This is a genomic window from Catenulispora sp. GP43 (assembly GCF_041260665.1).
In the GTDB taxonomy this organism is placed as follows: Bacteria; Actinomycetota; Actinomycetes; order Streptomycetales; family Catenulisporaceae; genus Catenulispora.
Window position 1 is genome coordinate 117,824 of record NZ_JBGCCT010000029.1, and the last position, 14,933, is coordinate 132,756.

At 69.9% G+C, this 14,933-nt stretch carries 12 protein-coding genes and 1 pseudogene; 7 read left to right on the forward strand and 6 right to left on the reverse strand.

What is annotated here, in order from left to right; genetic code table 11:
* Nucleotides 1–28 precede the first annotated feature (28 nt).
* Nucleotides 29–1,762: a GMC oxidoreductase gene (locus ABH926_RS41230; protein WP_370371762.1), complete on the forward strand. Its 1,734-nt coding sequence runs from the start codon at nt 29–31 to the stop codon at nt 1,760–1,762.
* Between the two features lie 156 nt (nt 1,763–1,918).
* Nucleotides 1,919–2,722, forward strand: a pseudogene (locus ABH926_RS41235) (glycosyltransferase family 87 protein); the annotation flags it as partial.
* Nucleotides 2,723–2,916: 194 nt separating this feature from the next.
* Here ABH926_RS41235 and ABH926_RS41240 read toward each other — a convergent pair.
* The gene (locus ABH926_RS41240; RefSeq protein ID WP_370371763.1) at nt 2,917–3,579 is read right to left on the reverse strand and encodes an acyltransferase; all 663 of its coding nucleotides are present in this window, start codon (nt 3,577–3,579) and stop codon (nt 2,917–2,919) included.
* A 164-nt stretch (nt 3,580–3,743) separates the two neighbouring features.
* On the opposite strand from ABH926_RS41240, the gene ABH926_RS41245 reads away from it, so the two are divergent.
* The 3 genes from ABH926_RS41245 to ABH926_RS41255 all read left to right on the forward strand — a co-directional run bounded on the left by ABH926_RS41245 (nt 3,744) and on the right by ABH926_RS41255 (nt 6,033).
* Nucleotides 3,744–4,481 carry an MgtC/SapB family protein gene (locus ABH926_RS41245; protein ID WP_370371765.1) on the forward strand — a complete coding sequence of 246 codons (738 nt, stop codon included), beginning with the start codon at nt 3,744–3,746 and terminating at the stop codon, nt 4,479–4,481.
* A 491-nt stretch (nt 4,482–4,972) separates the two neighbouring features.
* Nucleotides 4,973–5,752: an HAD-IIA family hydrolase gene (locus ABH926_RS41250; protein ID WP_370371766.1), complete on the forward strand. Its 780-nt coding sequence runs from the start codon at nt 4,973–4,975 to the stop codon at nt 5,750–5,752.
* A 119-nt stretch (nt 5,753–5,871) separates the two neighbouring features.
* A complete protein-coding gene (locus tag ABH926_RS41255; RefSeq protein WP_370371768.1) occupies nt 5,872–6,033 on the forward strand; it encodes a hypothetical protein in 162 nt (53 codons plus the stop codon).
* 178 nt (nt 6,034–6,211) lie between these two features.
* On the opposite strand, the gene ABH926_RS41260 is transcribed toward ABH926_RS41255, so the two are convergent.
* Both ABH926_RS41260 and ABH926_RS41265 read right to left on the reverse strand, forming a co-directional pair.
* The gene (locus tag ABH926_RS41260; RefSeq protein WP_370371770.1) at nt 6,212–8,236 is read right to left on the reverse strand and encodes an acetoacetate--CoA ligase; all 2,025 of its coding nucleotides are present in this window, start codon (nt 8,234–8,236) and stop codon (nt 6,212–6,214) included.
* 72 nt (nt 8,237–8,308) lie between these two features.
* A complete protein-coding gene (locus ABH926_RS41265) occupies nt 8,309–8,713 on the reverse strand; it encodes a winged helix-turn-helix transcriptional regulator (protein ID WP_370371772.1) in 405 nt (134 codons plus the stop codon).
* A gap of 241 nt (nt 8,714–8,954) precedes the next feature.
* Between ABH926_RS41265 and ABH926_RS41270 the strand changes: the two genes are divergently transcribed.
* The gene (locus tag ABH926_RS41270; protein ID WP_370371773.1) at nt 8,955–9,524 is read left to right on the forward strand and encodes an NADPH-dependent FMN reductase; all 570 of its coding nucleotides are present in this window, start codon (nt 8,955–8,957) and stop codon (nt 9,522–9,524) included.
* Between the two features lie 57 nt (nt 9,525–9,581).
* Here the strand turns inward: ABH926_RS41270 and ABH926_RS41275 are convergent, their stop codons facing one another.
* Nucleotides 9,582–10,733: a damage-control phosphatase ARMT1 family protein gene (locus tag ABH926_RS41275; protein ID WP_370371775.1), complete on the reverse strand. Its 1,152-nt coding sequence runs from the start codon at nt 10,731–10,733 to the stop codon at nt 9,582–9,584.
* A gap of 90 nt (nt 10,734–10,823) precedes the next feature.
* Between ABH926_RS41275 and ABH926_RS41280 the strand changes: the two genes are divergently transcribed.
* Nucleotides 10,824–12,071 (forward strand): serine hydrolase domain-containing protein, encoded by a 1,248-nt coding sequence (locus tag ABH926_RS41280; RefSeq protein ID WP_370371777.1) that lies wholly within the window; start codon nt 10,824–10,826, stop codon nt 12,069–12,071.
* Nucleotides 12,072–12,153: 82 nt separating this feature from the next.
* On the opposite strand, the gene ABH926_RS41285 is transcribed toward ABH926_RS41280, so the two are convergent.
* The gene (locus tag ABH926_RS41285) at nt 12,154–13,311 is read right to left on the reverse strand and encodes an acyl-CoA dehydrogenase family protein (RefSeq protein ID WP_370371778.1); all 1,158 of its coding nucleotides are present in this window, start codon (nt 13,309–13,311) and stop codon (nt 12,154–12,156) included.
* 14 nt (nt 13,312–13,325) lie between these two features.
* Nucleotides 13,326–14,882: an acyl-CoA carboxylase subunit beta gene (locus tag ABH926_RS41290; RefSeq protein WP_370371780.1), complete on the reverse strand. Its 1,557-nt coding sequence runs from the start codon at nt 14,880–14,882 to the stop codon at nt 13,326–13,328.
* Nucleotides 14,883–14,933: the final 51 nt, after the last annotated feature.

A 14,933-nucleotide genomic window follows, 5' to 3' on the forward strand; every position in this document is an offset into this window, starting at 1 on the left:
CTGTCGAATAGGGGCTACTCTACGCGCCATGGGAGCAGCGGTGGACTACGACGTGCTGGTCATCGGCTCGGGCTTCGGCGGTTCGGTGACCGCGCTGCGGCTCACCGAGAAGGGCTACAAGGTCGGCGTGCTCGAAGCCGGGCGCAGGTTCGCTGACGGCGACTTCCCCAAGACCTCCTGGCGGCTGCGCTCCTTCCTCTGGGCCCCGAAGCTGGGCTGCAAAGGCATCCAGCGCATCCACCGGCTCAAGGACGTCGTCGTGCTCGCCGGAGCCGGAGTCGGCGGCGGATCGCTGGTGTACGCGAACACCCTCTACGAACCTCTGGACCCGTTCTACGACGACCCGCACTGGCGCGACGTCGCCGACTGGCGCAAGGAGCTCGCGCCGTTCTACGACCAGGCCAAGCGGATGCTGGGCGTGGTGCAGAACCCGACGATGACGCCGGCGGACGTGCAGATGAAAGCCGTCGCGGAGGAGATGGGCGTCGGGGACACCTTCCACCTGACCCCGGTCGGCGTGTTCTTCGGCGACCCCGACGCCAAGCCGGATGCCGAGCAGGGCCGGGGCACCGCCGTCTCCGACCCCTTCTTCGGCGGCGCGGGACCGGACCGCAACCCGTGCCTGCAGTGCGGCGCGTGCATGACCGGGTGCCGCCACAACGCGAAGAACACCCTCGTCAAGAACTACCTCTACCTCGCCGAGAAGCTGGGCGCCGAGGTCCACCCGCTGACCACCGTCGAGACCGTGACACCGCTGCCGGACGGCGGCGGCTACCGGGTGACCGTCTCCTCAACCGGCAAGTGGCTCGCCAAGGGCCGGCGCACCCTGAGCGCCGAGCACGTCGTCTTCAGCGCCGGCGCCCTGGGAACGCAGCGCCTGCTGCACAAGCTGGCCGGCGACGGGTCGCTGCCGGCACTGTCCCCGCGCCTGGGCGAGCTGACCCGCACGAACTCCGAATCGCTACTCGGCGCGATGGCCAAGAAGCCCCGGCAGTACGACTTCACGGAAGGGGTGGCCATCACCTCCTCCTTCCACCCCGACGAGCACACCCACATCGAGCCGGTGCGCTACGGCCGCGGCAGCGGCGCCATGGGGCTGTTGAAGACCGGCCTGACCGACGGCGAGGGCCGCACCCCGCGCTGGATCAAGCTGCTCGGCATCGGCGTCAAGCACCCGAGCTGGGTTCCGCGCATGCTGCCCAGCCGCAAGTTCGCCGAGCGCTCGATCATCCTGCTGGTGATGCAGGCCCTCGACAACTCGCTGACCGTCTCCCGCAAGCGGGGCCTGTTCCGCAAGAACAAGCTCACCACCCGCCAGGGCCACGGCCTGCCGAACCCCACCTGGATCCCGGCCGGCAACGAGGCGGTGACCCGCACCGCGGCCCGCATCGACGGCATCCCCGGCGGCACCGTCGGCGACCTGTTCAACATCCCGATGACCGCGCACATCATCGGCGGCTGCGTCATCGGCCGGGACCGCGACCACGGCGTGGTGGACCCGTACCACCGCGTGTTCGGCCACCCGGGCCTGTACATCGCCGACGGCTCCACGGTCTCGGCGAACCTCGGCGTGAACCCGTCGTTGACGATCACGGCGATGGCCGAGCGCGCGGCCGCGTTCTGGCCGAACAAGGGCGAAACAGACACGCGGCCCGCTATGGGGGACCCGTATAAGCGGATTCCCTATGTGCGGCCGACGAAGCCAGCGGTCCCGGAAGCTGCTCCGGGGGCCTTGCGGTTGCCGATCGTGGAGATCCGCTAGAGAGGATCCCGTAAGGTCTCCTGGGTGGCGCGCCTCCCCGACCGAAGAAGCCTCCCCGACCGACGACGACTCACCGTCCTCCTCGGCGTCTTCGGCGCTCTGAGCCTCGCCGCCTACCTGGTCATCCGCACGCTCGCGCACCCGACCATGATCGACATGGTCGTCTACCGGCAAGAGGGCCTGGCGGTCCTGCACGGCCACGACCTGTATGGCACCGCCGTCAGCGTCGGCACCGCCGGCGGCAACCAACTGCCGGCGACCTACCCGCCGTTCGCGGCGATGCTCTTCGCCGCGATCAGCTGGATGCCGGTCGGCGTGCTGAAGGTTGTGGTGACCGCCGTGAACATCGCGTTGCTGGTCACGGTCGTGCACCTGGCGGCGAAGCTCGTCGGGGGCTGGATGGACCGGCCGGCTTTCGCCGAGCGGTGGGCCCTGGTCGCCGCGATCGCCGGGCTCGGGCTGTGGTTCGAGCCGGTGTGGACCACGCTGCGCTACGGCCAGATCAACCTGGCGCTGGTCGGGCTAATCCTCTTCGACCTCACCCGGCCGGCCGCGAGCAAGTGGCCGCGAGGCCTCGGTATCGGGCTGGCGACCGGCATCAAGCTGACCCCGGGCGTCTTCATCCTGTGGTTCCTGCTGGCGGGCCGGCGGCGGGAGGCCGTCGTCTCGGCGGCCGGTGCGGTCGGGACCATGGTCGTCGGGTTCGCCGTACTCCCCCACGCGTCGGTGAAGTTCTGGCTGCACGAGGTCTGGGACACCAGCAAGGTCGGCAAGACCTACATCACCGACAACCAGTCGCTGTCCGGGATGATCGCGCGGGTCACTCACATCGACGATCCCAAGGCGCTGTGGGCCGTCGCGGCGGTCGTCGTGCTGGCAGCGGGTTTGTGGGTGGCGGCTCAGAGCTCCAAGCGCGGGGACACCGCACTCGGTGCGATCACCTGCGCCGTCACCGGCCTCCTGATTTCGCCGATCAGCTGGTCGCACCACTGGGTGTGGGCCGTTCCGGCGGCGATGCTGCTGGCCGTGCGGGCGCCGAGAGTCGCGGCGGCGTGGTGCGCGGTGTTCGTGTCGTTCCTGATCTGGGCCGTGCCGCACAAGGTCAGCGGCCCCTCCCCGGACCTGAACCCGCTGCAGATGCTGCTCAGTTCGCTCTATCCGTTGGCCGGACTGGCTTTCCTCGTCTGGGGCTGGAGGGAGTCCACCCGGGCCCAGCCGGTCGAGGCCTCGTACCGGCGGAGCATTTTGGCCGGGACGCCGCCGACCACGCAGTGATCGGGGAACTCCCCGCGGACCACGCTGCCCGCCGCCACGACGACGTTGCGGCCCAGGACCGTGCCCGGCAGGATCACCGCGTTGGTGCCGATCCAGCAGCCCGGCCCGATGCGCACCGGGGCCTCGCTGGGCCACTGCTTGCCGATCGGGACGTCGGGGTCGTCGTAGCCGTGGTTCTGGTCGGTGATGTAGACGTTGGGGCCGGTGTACACGTCGTCGCCGATGTCGATCGAGCGGTGGCCCACCACGTGGCTGCCCCGGCCGAGCACCACGCCGTCACCGATCCGCACCAGGGTGTCCGGGCCGAGGTCCAGGCCCGGGACGAAGCCGGCGGAGATGGTGACGCCGGCACCGATCAGCACGTGCGCGCCCACGGATATATAGCGTTCCCCGAAGACCGTTCCGGGCGGGAAGGCCATCGTGGACCCCTCGCCGAACGCGGCGAAACGGCGGGCGGTCGGCGAGCCCGCGTGCACCTTCCCGGCCTTGGCCAGCCAGCCCCACAGGCCGCCCGCCAGCCGGTTGCCCAGCGCTGACACCATGGCCGATACGGTACCCCCTGCGTGTGATCTTCCAGAGCGGTATAGGCGTTGGATAACTGTTCGATCACGGCCGTGAGGTGTTCAGCCTTCGGGTACCGGCCCCGGCCCCCGTACCTCTATGGTTCCGTTGGATTCGCAGAGGACATCAGGGGAGGACCACAGACATGCACTCAGTGGGGGGCGTCCTACTGGCAGCCATACCGTCCGCCGACAACATCCACGTCCCGACCCACTGGGACGCCGTCGGCCGCATCGCCCTGGCCTGGGGCCTGACCTTCGCGCTGGGCTTCGAGCGGCAGATCCGCGGCGCGATGGCCGGCGACCGGACCTTCTCGCTGCTGGGCGCGGCCACCGCGCTGATCGGCGTGCTGGCCGGCAACGGCGCGAGCACGATCCTGGCCGGCGCGGTCACCGGCATCGGCTTCATCGGCGGCGGTCTGTGCTTCCGGCAGACCGTCCAGGAGCACGAGGTGCTGCACGGCATCACCACCGCGGCGAGCATATTCGCCTGCTCGGCGATCGGCGCGGCCTGCGGCCTGGGCCTGGTGAAGGAGTCGATCGCGGCGACCGTGGCGACGCTGCTCACCCTGGAACTGCGCCACATCCCGCTCATCCGCACGCTCGACGCGCGCCGCTGGGACGGCCTGGTCCACCACGACGAGCACGTGCACTCGCACTTCTTCAGCCGCGGCGCGGCGATCCCGGCGCAGATGGTGGAGGCCCGGGTGGCCACCGCCGACACCGCGGACAGCGACGCGGTGGTGCTGATCAACCCGGTGATCGCCGCGCAGCAGGCGGCCGCGGCCACCGCGGCGACGGTCGCCCCGGACGTGCCGGTGGTGGCCGACGCGGGAGTCCCTGCCGACGGGGGCGCCGTGGCGGCGCCGGCCGGAAAGCAGTGAGCGAAACAGGGTTCTGAAAAACACGGCGGGCCGGACGACTTCGCAGTCGTCCGGCCCTTTCGTTCATGGTGGGCCGACACCGGGGGCCATCGGTACGGCAGCGGTTTGTGTGACGGTGGTGGTGGCGACGGTAGCGGTGGCGGCGCAGGTTCGGTGAAGATCCGCTAGGGAGCGCGAACGGTTCCACCGTTGTTCGGTTGATCACAGACGGGTCGGCGCCGGCCCGCGAGACGCCACCGAAGCGCTCGGCGGCAACCGTTTGACCAGGGGCTTTGGACAATATACTGATCGTCCGTGCTACCCTCGTGGTCGCCGGTGCGTAGAAGATGTCCCCGGGCCTCAAATTACGCCGTCGCGGAATACCGTTCGGCTGGAGCTGCGGCGAGCTTTCCGCCGCGAGGCGACACGCGCACCGGCGCTAAACCTTTTCACTTCTGGAATGATGGTCACCACCATCGCAATGTTCCCTTCCATTCCAGGAGCAGATCGAAGTGCATGACCGCAAGCCAGTCGAATGCTGGATGACCGACATGGACGGCGTCCTGATCCGCGAGGGACACATGATCCCCGGCGCGGACGAGTTCATCCGCCGGCTTCGGAGCAAGGACCGACCGTTCCTGGTCCTGACCAACAACTCGATCTACACCCCGCACGACCTGTCGGCGCGTCTGACGAACCTGGGCATCCCGCTGCCCGAGGAGCACATCTGGACCTCGGCGCTGGCCACCGCGCAGTTCCTGGACAGCCAGCGGCCCAACGGAACCGCCTACGTCATAGGGGAAGCCGGACTCACCACGGCGCTGTACGACGTCGGATACACCCTGTCCGAGGCCTCCCCGGACTACGTGGTCCTCGGCGAGACCCGGGCCTACAGCATCGACGCCATCACCCGCGCGATCCGTCTGGTGTCCAACGGCGCGCGCTTCATCGCCACCAACCCGGACGCCACCGGCCCGACCCCGGAGGGCCCGCAGCCGGCCTGCGGCGCCGTCGCGGCGCTCATCACGAAGGCCACCGGTGTGGAGCCCTACTTCGTGGGTAAGCCGAACCCACTGATGATGCGCGAGGGTCTGAACAAGATCGAGGCGCACTCGGAAGTGACCGCGATGATCGGTGACCGCATGGACACCGACGTGCTGTGCGGCATCGAGGCGGGTCTGGAGACCTTCCTGGTGCTGTCCGGCGTGACCCAGGCCGACGAGATCGACCGCTTCCCCTTCCGGCCCAACCGGATCGTGAAGTCGATCGCCGACCTGGTCGACGTGGTCTGAGTCAAGAGCAGGTCCCGACGGTGAACACCTTCGTTCCCGCCGCGCGTCGGCCGGAAGACAGTGGTTTGACAATGTATGAGAACAGCAGGGGCGGCGCCGGCAGGGCCGCCATCGGATCCATGAGCGGCACCCCGGTCTTCGACGCGCTGGTCGCGCAGTTCCGGGCCAACTTCCGCACCGTGCCCGGGGAGCCGTGGTCGCCGCAGCCGGTGCCGCGGTTCGCCGAGCTCGCGGTGCGCTCCGACCGGTACGGGCTGCCCGCGGGACAGGGCGGGCTGTAACGGCCGACTCGCCGGCCGCCGCGCCCCTCGCGGGTCCGGCGGCGAATTCAGCACGCACCGCCCCGGCACGCGTACCACCACACGCCGATGATCAAGGCGTAGTGGAACGCGATCGCGCCGGAAATCGACACCTGCCAAGGATGTCCCCGCTCAGCCGCGGGGACATCCGCTCAGGTACTCAGTTCTCTGAGTTGCGCCTGCTCGCGTACTCGATGAACCACTCGATCAGCGCCGGATCGTCCACCGTCCCGAGGTTCACCGCCTTCGCCGGGTCGGCGCCGGTCAGCAGCCGCTTCACCGGGATCTCCAGCCGCTTGCCGGTGCGGGTGTGCGGGACGCCGGGGATCTCGACGAGCTCGTCGGGGACGTGGCGGGGCGTGAGTTCGGCGCGGATGGCGGCGGCCACGCGCTTCCTGAGGCCGTCGTCCAGGACCGCGTCCGGCGCCAGGTGCACGAACAGCGGCATCCAGTAGCCGCCGTCGGCGAGTTCGACGCCGATCACCAGCGATTCGCGGACTTCCGGCAGCTTCTCCACGACCTCGTAGATGTCCGCGGAGCCCATGCGGACGCCCTGCTTGTTCAGCGTGGAGTCCGAGCGGCCGTGGATGATGACACCGCCGCGCTCGGTGATCGTGCACCAGTCGCCGTGCCGCCACACGCCGGGGAACACGTCGAAGTACGCGTCGTGGTACTTGTGGCCGTCGGGGTCGTTCCAGAACTTCACCGGCATCGACGGCGTCGGCGCGGTCAGGACCAGCTCGCCGACCTCGCCGAGGTGCGGGTGGCCGGCGGCGTCCCAGGACTCCACGCGGCAGCCGAGCGCGCGGCACTGGATCTCGCCGGAGTAGACCGGCAGCAGCGGGTTGCCGGCGACGAAGGCGGTGCACACGTCGGTGCCGCCGGACAACGAGTTCAGCCAGATGTCCGAGCCCACCGCCTCGTAGACCCAGCGGAAGCCGGTCGGGGGCAGCGGGGAGCCGGTGGAGCCGATCGCGCGCAGCGCCGACAGGTCCAGGTCGCGGCCCGGGTGCAGCTCAGCCTTCTGCGAGGCCATCAGGTAGCCGGCACTGGTGCCGAGCATCGTCGCGCCGGTCTTCTCCGCGAGCTGCCACAGCCCGCTGACGTCCGGGAACGCGGGGCTGCCGTCGTACAGCACGGCGGTCGCGCCGAGCAGCAGCGAGCCCAGGACCACGTTCCACATCATCCAGCTGGTGGAGGAGTACCAGAAGAAGCGGTCGCCCTCCTGGACGCCCATGTGGAAGGCGATGGCCTTGTAGTGCTCCAGCAGGATGCCGCCGTGGCCGTGGACGATGCCCTTGGGCAGGCCGGTGGTGCCCGAGGAGTACAGGATCCACAGCGGGTGGTCGAAGGGCACGGCCTCGAAGACCAGCGCGGCCTGCGCGCCTTCCGGGCCGCCTTCCGAGCCGCCTTCCGAGCCCGCGACCGCCTCCGCCCAGCGGATGCTCTCGGCGCACGCCGGGCCGTCCGGGAACTGGTAGTCGACCCAGACGGTGTGCTCGACGGACGGCAGCGCGTCGCGCGTTTCCATGCACTCGGCGCGGCGGTCGATGCGCTTGCCGCCGTAGCGGTAGCCGTCGACGCCGATGAACACCTTCGGCTCGATCTGCGCGAAGCGGTCCAGGACGCCCTGGATGCCGAAGTCGGGGCCGCAGGCGGACCACACCGCGCCGAGCGAGGCCACGGCCAGCTGCGCGACGATCGCGTGCGGGGTGTTGGGCAGGAAGGCCGCGACGGTGTCGCCGACGCCGACACCCCAGGCGCGCAGCGTGGCGGCCAGGCCCGCGACCTGGCGGCGCAGCTCGGCCCAGGAGACCTCGACGGGCTCGGCGCCCTCCTCCACGAACAGCAAGGCCGGGCGGTCGTCGGAGGCGGCGCGGAAGACGTGCTCGGCGAAGTTCAGGGTGGCGCCGGGGAACCAGCGCGCGCCGGGCATCCCGGCGTCGGGGAGGACGGCCTCGAACGGCGTCGCGGACTGCACCTCGAAGTAGCGCCAGAGGCTTTCCCAGAACTCCGCGGGGTGGTCCACGGACCACTGCCAGGCGTCCGCATAGGCCGGGAACGGTCCGACGCCCTGCTGGGGGAGCCAGTCCAGGTAGCGCTGCAGCGGCGAGCCCAGACGCTGCGCGTCGGTCGGCGTCCAGAGCAGTTCCCCGAACGCGGCGGGCTGGTCGGCTGCGGACATCGTCGTCCCCCAACTTCGCGGTGGCTGCGTGAGGCCGGCTCGTGGCCGTGATCACGCCTGACAAGCGTCAGATTAGCGTCCCTCGCCGGGCTCCAAAAACGACTCCTGGCACTCCACGCCCTCCGGCAGCGGCGGGAGCTCTATCCACTTCTCGGCCCACTCGGCGAGCTGCTGGAACGCCGGCTCCAGCTCGGCACCCTTCTGGGTGAGGTGGTACTCCACGCGCACCGGGGTCTCGGGGATCACGACGCGCTCGACCAGGCCCACCTGTTCGAACTCCTTGAGGCGTTCGGAGAGCAGGCGGTCGGAGAGCTTGGGGACGGAGCAGGCGATATCGGTGTAGCGAGTGGAGCCGGCGAGCATCGCCCGGAGGATCGCCCCGGACCAGCGGCGCCCGATGATCTCCACCGCGGTGTGGAAGCGCGGACAGAAGGAGCTCATGTGCTCCTCGTGCCGCGTCGCGGTGTTGTCGGCCATAGACCTAGCTTACCTTCCGTAGGCGACTTGACAACCGTAAGCGCGGCGCCTACCTTCATCCTTACGAAAGGTAACCCGCTCACGCGGCGTTACCGACTACGCCCGACGCAGACCCGTCCCGGTCGGCGCCGCGGCGGGCACGACCAGGCAGGACCCCCAGCTAGACCCCAGGCAAGAGCCTTGCAAGACCCCAGCAAGACCCCAAGTACCAGTCGAATCCCCAGACCCCGGGAGCTCAGAAGTGACCACCAAGATCCTCGCCTTCTCCGGCGCCCTGCGTAAGGCCTCCACCAACACCGCCCTGGTCCGCGCGGCCAAGCAGCTGGCCCCCGAGGGCGTGGAGATCGAGATCTACGACGGCATCGGCCAGCTGCCCTTCTTCGACCAGGACCTGGAGGCCGACGTCCCGGCGAGCGTGGCCGAGTTCCGCGCCAAGATCGCCGCCGCCGACGGCGTCCTGATCGCCAGCCCCGAGTACAACTACTCGATCCCCGGCGTCCTGAAGAACGCCCTGGACTGGGCCTCCCGCCCCTACGGCGAGTCGGTCCTGACCGGCAAGCCGGTCGCCGTCATGGGCGCCTCCGGCAGCGGCTTCGGCACCGTCCGCGCCCAGAACCACCTGCGCGACGTCTTCCACTGGCTGGACGCGAAGGTCGTCACCAAGCCCGAGGTCCACGTGGGCAACAACTGGGAGCGCTTCGACGGCGAGGGCAACCTGGTCGACGAGACGTCCCGCAACCTGGTCGCCGGCCTGATCGCGGCCCTGGTGGTGCTGATCGAGGAGAACGCGAAGGTCAAGGCGAACGCCTGACGCTGAGGTTTTGAGGTGGGCCCCGTCGCGGATGCGGCGGGGCCCGCTTTTTCGCTGCTACGGCCGGACTTGGATCAAGGCGTGCTCACCGCTGGTCCGCCACGCGCCGCCGGTCGCGTCGAGCGCCGCGACCGTCTCCGGCGCGAGGCCGACCGCGACGTCGGACTTCAGCGTGCGCAGCGTCGCCACCGGGGCGGGGAAGTAGGCGGTCAGCTGCGCGAAGTCGGTGGTGGGCGGCCAGGCGCGGTCGCCGACGAGGCGGCGGTAGTTCAGGTCGCCCTTCAGAACCGCCAGGGTCGCGTGGGACAGGTCATCGGCGAGGTCCGCGGGCAGGTGGCGGAAGGAGAGCGGTGCGCACCAGAAGGGGTGCGTGCGCAGGGCGACCGCGCCGTCGGACAGCGCGGTCCAGAGGCGCTGGCCGGTCTTCGCGGCAGTGGCGGGGCCGTCGCTGATGCGGCGCAGGACGGCGAGCACGTCGGCGCCGGTGGCGTCGGACACGTAGTACGGCTGCGGCTTCACATGCATCACCACGCGGGCGGCGGCGCCGGTGGACAGTAGGTGGTCGATCAGGATCAGGTCGGCGAGGAGTTCGCGGCCGGCGTTGTCGGCGACCAGGTGCACGACCGGGTACGGCGCGGCGTCCAGGATCGGCCAGAGCCGCGCGCTGTCGTCGGCGACCAGATCGGTCGCGGGCCCCTCGGCCGCTGCGGTGATGCGGAAGCCGAGATCGGCGCGGTTCCCCCACAGCGACGCTTCCAGGAGCGCGCGCCGCTGGGCTGCGATGGGCTCGCCCGCGACGTCGTGCAGAGCGGCCAGCTCCGCTTCGACGGCCGGCGTGCTCAGCTCGGCCGCCTTCGCCGGGCCGAACAAGTCGACGCCGTGCCACGGGCCGGGCCGGAAGTAGCCGACCGCCTCCAGCAGCCTGCGGTAGAAGAACGACTCGGCCCAGAGGAACGGCGCGCTGAGCCACGGAACGCCGTACCAGCCGCGATCCCACTGCTGCCAGAGTGCGGAGTCGTGGGCGTCGGGCGGCAGGGGTTGGATGTCGCCGGAGATGGTCTCCTCGAGGAGCGCGTCCAGGGCCCGGTGGATCTCGGGCGGGTAGGGGAACGCGTCCTGGATCTGCTTGATCAGGATCGGGTGGCGCTTGTTCCATACGCCCCAGGCGAAGGATCCGGGCTGGTCGGAGACGATGGCGGCAGCATCCACACGCAGCCGTCTGCCCAGGTGGGAAGGACCGGAAACGCCGGAACGGCGTGTTAGCCGCGAATCACCTCCATCAAAGTCTTTACTAAGCGCATGCCACCCCTACGGACACTCCGCAAGACTCGCACCGCGGCCCTGCTCGGCGCGGCCGCCGTGATCGCCGCCGCCCTCGTTCCGGCCGCCTCAGTACCCGCGCGCGCAGGCACCGGTACTGGTCCCGGCGGCGGGCATGAGCGCGCCTGCCCGAGCTCGCCGGAGCCCGCGCGCGGGCCGGGGCTGCGGATCCAGGACATCGCGAAGGCGGACAAGCAGAAGTACGGCCTGAACTCGGTCATCCTCAAGGTCACCCGGGGCCGGCAGAACCTGCTCACCAGCGCCCTGGGCGAGTCCATGACGGGCATCCCGGCCGACACCGGCATGCAGTTCCGCACCGGCTCCGTGGGCATCGCCTACATGGCCACGATCCTGCTTCAGCTGGCTCAGCAGGGCGTCGTCGACATCGACGCTCCGGCCGCGCGCTATGTGCCGAAGATCCTGCAGGTCAAGGGTGCGGACAAGATCACGCTGCGGATGCTCGGGAACTCCACCTCGGGGCTGCACGACTACGTGGTCGACCCCGATTTCGCCACGGAGGTCGAGGCTCATCCGTTCCGGTACTGGACCGAGGACGACGTGCTCGCGTACCCCTTCCACCACGACCTCTGGTACGCGCCCGGCACCAACTGGAGCTACTCGCACGCCAACTTCGTGCTCGAGGGGGAGGCGCTGGAGAAGATCACCGGCGTCCCGCTCGACCAGCTTCTGAAGAAGCGCGTCCTGGAGCCGCTGGGGCTGAACAACACGTTCATCAACGCCAAGCCCCCGATCCCGGACCCCGTACACGCGTTCACGTCGGAGCGCGGCACCTACGAGGAGTCCACCTTCTGGAACCCGTCGTGGACCACGGCCCACGGCGCGATCCTCACCCAGAACGTCTGCGACCTGGCGACCTCCGCCCGGGCCATCGGCTCCGGGCAGCTGCTCTCCCCCGCGTGGTTCCAGTTCCAGCTCAACCCCGGCACGGTGGGGCTGGGCGACCCGAGCAAGTGCCCACCGGGCATCTGCCGCCTGAACACCGAGGCCGCGCACTACGGCTTCGGGGTGCAGGTGATCAACACCTGGGTCGTGCAGAACCCGTCCTTCTCGGGCTACTTCGCCATCCAGGCCTACCTGCCGTCCCAGGACCTGTCCATCGCGGTCAGCACCACCGACGGCCCTTCCACCACCCCGAACACGAACTACGCCCAGACGGTCGCCACCGACATCGCGGCCGCCCTGGCGCCGCAGTACCCGCTGTCCTGAACGGCAGCGGGGCGGCTTCAGCAGTCTGCTGAAGCCGCCCCGGACAAACCGCCGGAGGAACCGCCGGACGGACCGCCGGACGTCACGCGTTCGGCAGCCCCATGTCCCGCGCGATCAGCATCCGCTGGACCTCGGACGTCCCCTCGCCGATCTCCAGGATCTTCGAGTCCCGCCACATCCGCGCGACCGGGAACTCGTTCATGAACCCGTAGCCGCCGTGGATCTGCGTCGCCTCGCGCGCGTTGGTCACCGCGGCCTCCGAGCAGTACAGCTTCGCCATCGCGGCCTCGGCCTTGAAGGGCTCGCCGGCCAGCATGCGGCTCGCGGCGTCGTAGTACGCCAGGCGCGAGGTGTGGGCGCGCAGGCGCATGTCCGCCAGCTTGAACTGGATCGCCTGGTTGGCGCCGATCGGGCGGCCGAAGGCCTCGCGTTCGTGGGCGTACTTCACCGACTCGTCGACGCAGCCCTGGGACAGGCCGGTGGACAGGGCGGCGATGGCGATGCGGCCTTCGTCCAGGGTGCGGAGGAAGTTCGCGTAGCCGCGGCCGATCTCGCCCAGCAGGTTCGCCTGCGGGACGCGGACGTCCACGAACGACAGTTCGCGGGTGTCCGAGGCGTTCCAGCCGACCTTGCTGTACTTCGGCGCCACCGTCAGGCCGGGGGTGCCGGCCGGCACCATGATGGTGCTGATCTCCTTGGCGCCGTTGTCCTTCGTGCCGGTGACCGCGGTGACCGTGATCAGGCCCGTGATGTCGGTGCCGGAGTTGGTGATGAAGCACTTCGTGCCGTTGATCACCCACTCGCCGTCCTGGAGGACCGCGGTGGTGCGGGTGGCGCCGGCGTCGGAGCCGCCGCCGGGCTCGGTCAGGCCGAAGGCGCCGAGCATCTCGCCGGAGCAGAGCTTGGGCAGCCACTGCTGCTTCTGCTCCTCGGTGCCGAAGCGGTAGACCGGCATGGCGCCCAGCGAGACGCCCGCCTCCAGGGTGATCGCCACCGAGGAGTCGACGCGGGCCAGCTCCTCCAGGGCCAGGCACAGGGCGAAGTAGTCGCCGCCCATGCCGCCGTACTCCTCCGGGAACGGCAGGCCGAACAGGCCCATGCGGCCCATCTGGGCCACGATCTCGTAGGGGAACTCCTCGCGCTCGTAGAACGCCCCGATCTTGGGGGCGACGACGTCGTGGGCGAACTCCTCCACGGTGGCGCGCAGGGTTTCGTACTCTTCACTCAACCGGTGATCCATGGGAGGTCCTCCGCTCAGACCGGGGTGACGCCGTGGCGGCGCCGGGAGAAGAAACGGTCCTTGCCCTCAGCCGCGCGGTAGCGGGCGATCAGGGCGGACCGCAGGTCGGACGGCTCGACGATGTCGTCGATCACGAGCTCGCTGGCCAGGCGCACGAAGTCGATGTCGGTCTCGTACTCCGCGCGCTTGTCGGCGACGAAGGCGGCGCGCTCGGCGTCGTCCTCAATGGCGGCGATCTTGTTCGCGTACACGGCGTTCACCGCCGCTTCGGCGCCCATCACCGCGATCTTGGCGGTGGGCAGCGCGATGGTGGCGTCCGGCTCGAAGCCCGGACCGGCCATGGCGTACAGGCCGGCGCCGTAGGCCTTGCGGACCACCACGCACATCTTCGGGACCGTGGCCTCGGAGACCGCGGTGATCATCTTGGCGCCGTGCCGGATGATGCCCTGCTTCTCCACGGCCGTGCCGACCATGAACCCGGGCACGTCGGACAGGAACAGCAGCGGCACGTTGAACGCGTCGCAGAGCTGGATGAAGCGCGTGGCCTTGTCGGCGGAGTCGACGAAGAGCACGCCGCCCTTGAACATCGGGTTGTTGGCGATGATGCCGACCGGCTTGCCGTTCAGCCGCGCGAAGCCGACGGTCAGCTCGCGGGCCCACAGCGCGTGGATCTCGAAGAACGAGTCGGCGTCGACCAGGCCCTTGATGAAACGGCGCATGTCGAACGCCTGGCGCTCGCTGGCCGGGACCAGGGCCGCGAGGTCGATGTTCGCCGGGGAGTCGGCGGGTTCGGCGTCCGGGGCGTCCTGCTGCCAGTTCGAGGGCAGGTAGGACAGGTACCGCTTGACCGTGTCCAGCGCGTCCTGCTCGGTCTTGACCAGGAAGTGCCCGACGCCGGACTCGGCGCAGTGCACCCGCGCGCCGCCCATCTCCTCCAGCGTGGTCTTCTCCCCGGTGACCATCTCGACCATCCGGTCGCTGCCCAGGTACATCGAGGCGTTGCCCTCGACCATCACCACGACGTCGCAGAACGCCGGAATGTACGCCCCGCCCGCCGCCGACGGCCCGAACAGGGCGCAGACCTGCGGGATCGAGCCGGAGGCCCGGACCTGGGTGTGGAAGATCTTGCCCGCGCCGCGCCGGCCCGGGAACAGGTCCACCTGGTCGGTGATGCGCGCGCCGGCGGAGTCCACCAGATAGACCATCGGCACACCGGTGCGGTACGCCGTCTCGATGATCCGGATGATCTTCTCGACGGTGCGCGCGCCCCAGGACCCGGCCTTGACGGTCGAGTCGTTGGCCATCAGGCACACCGGGCGGCCGGCGATCCTGGCCGTACCGGTGACCACGCCGTCGGCGGGCAGGTCGCCGGCCATGGCGTTGGCGAACCGGCCGTCCTCGACGAACGACCCCTCGTCCACCAGCAGCTCGACCCGCTCGCGGGCGAACAGCTTGCCCTTCTTCTCATTGGCCGCGTGGTACTTCTCCGCCCCGCCGCGCAGGATCTCCGCGGTCAGCTCGGGCAGGTCGTGGTGCGGAAGGGTGTGCGGTGGCACGCCTGGTTCCGTCATATGGGGCAACTCCTTTGTTGCGATTTGTCACGTGTGCGCAAGGACACGCTC

What these genes read in the sequence shown, in the direction of transcription:
- ABH926_RS41230 (WP_370371762.1), top strand. Translation starts at nt 29, where the DNA reads ATGGGAGCAGCGGTGGACTACGACGTGCTGGTCATCGGCTCGGGCTTC.
- ABH926_RS41240 (WP_370371763.1), bottom strand. Translation starts at nt 3,579, where the DNA reads ATGGTGTCAGCGCTGGGCAACCGGCTGGCGGGCGGCCTGTGGGGCTGG.
- ABH926_RS41245 (WP_370371765.1), top strand. Translation starts at nt 3,744, where the DNA reads ATGCACTCAGTGGGGGGCGTCCTACTGGCAGCCATACCGTCCGCCGAC.
- ABH926_RS41255 (WP_370371768.1), top strand. Translation starts at nt 5,872, where the DNA reads ATGAGCGGCACCCCGGTCTTCGACGCGCTGGTCGCGCAGTTCCGGGCC.
- ABH926_RS41260 (WP_370371770.1), bottom strand. Translation starts at nt 8,236, where the DNA reads ATGTCCGCAGCCGACCAGCCCGCCGCGTTCGGGGAACTGCTCTGGACG.
- ABH926_RS41265 (WP_370371772.1), bottom strand. Translation starts at nt 8,713, where the DNA reads ATGGCCGACAACACCGCGACGCGGCACGAGGAGCACATGAGCTCCTTC.
- ABH926_RS41280 (WP_370371777.1), top strand. Translation starts at nt 10,824, where the DNA reads ATGCCACCCCTACGGACACTCCGCAAGACTCGCACCGCGGCCCTGCTC.
- ABH926_RS41285 (WP_370371778.1), bottom strand. Translation starts at nt 13,311, where the DNA reads ATGGATCACCGGTTGAGTGAAGAGTACGAAACCCTGCGCGCCACCGTG.
- ABH926_RS41290 (WP_370371780.1), bottom strand. Translation starts at nt 14,882, where the DNA reads ATGACGGAACCAGGCGTGCCACCGCACACCCTTCCGCACCACGACCTG.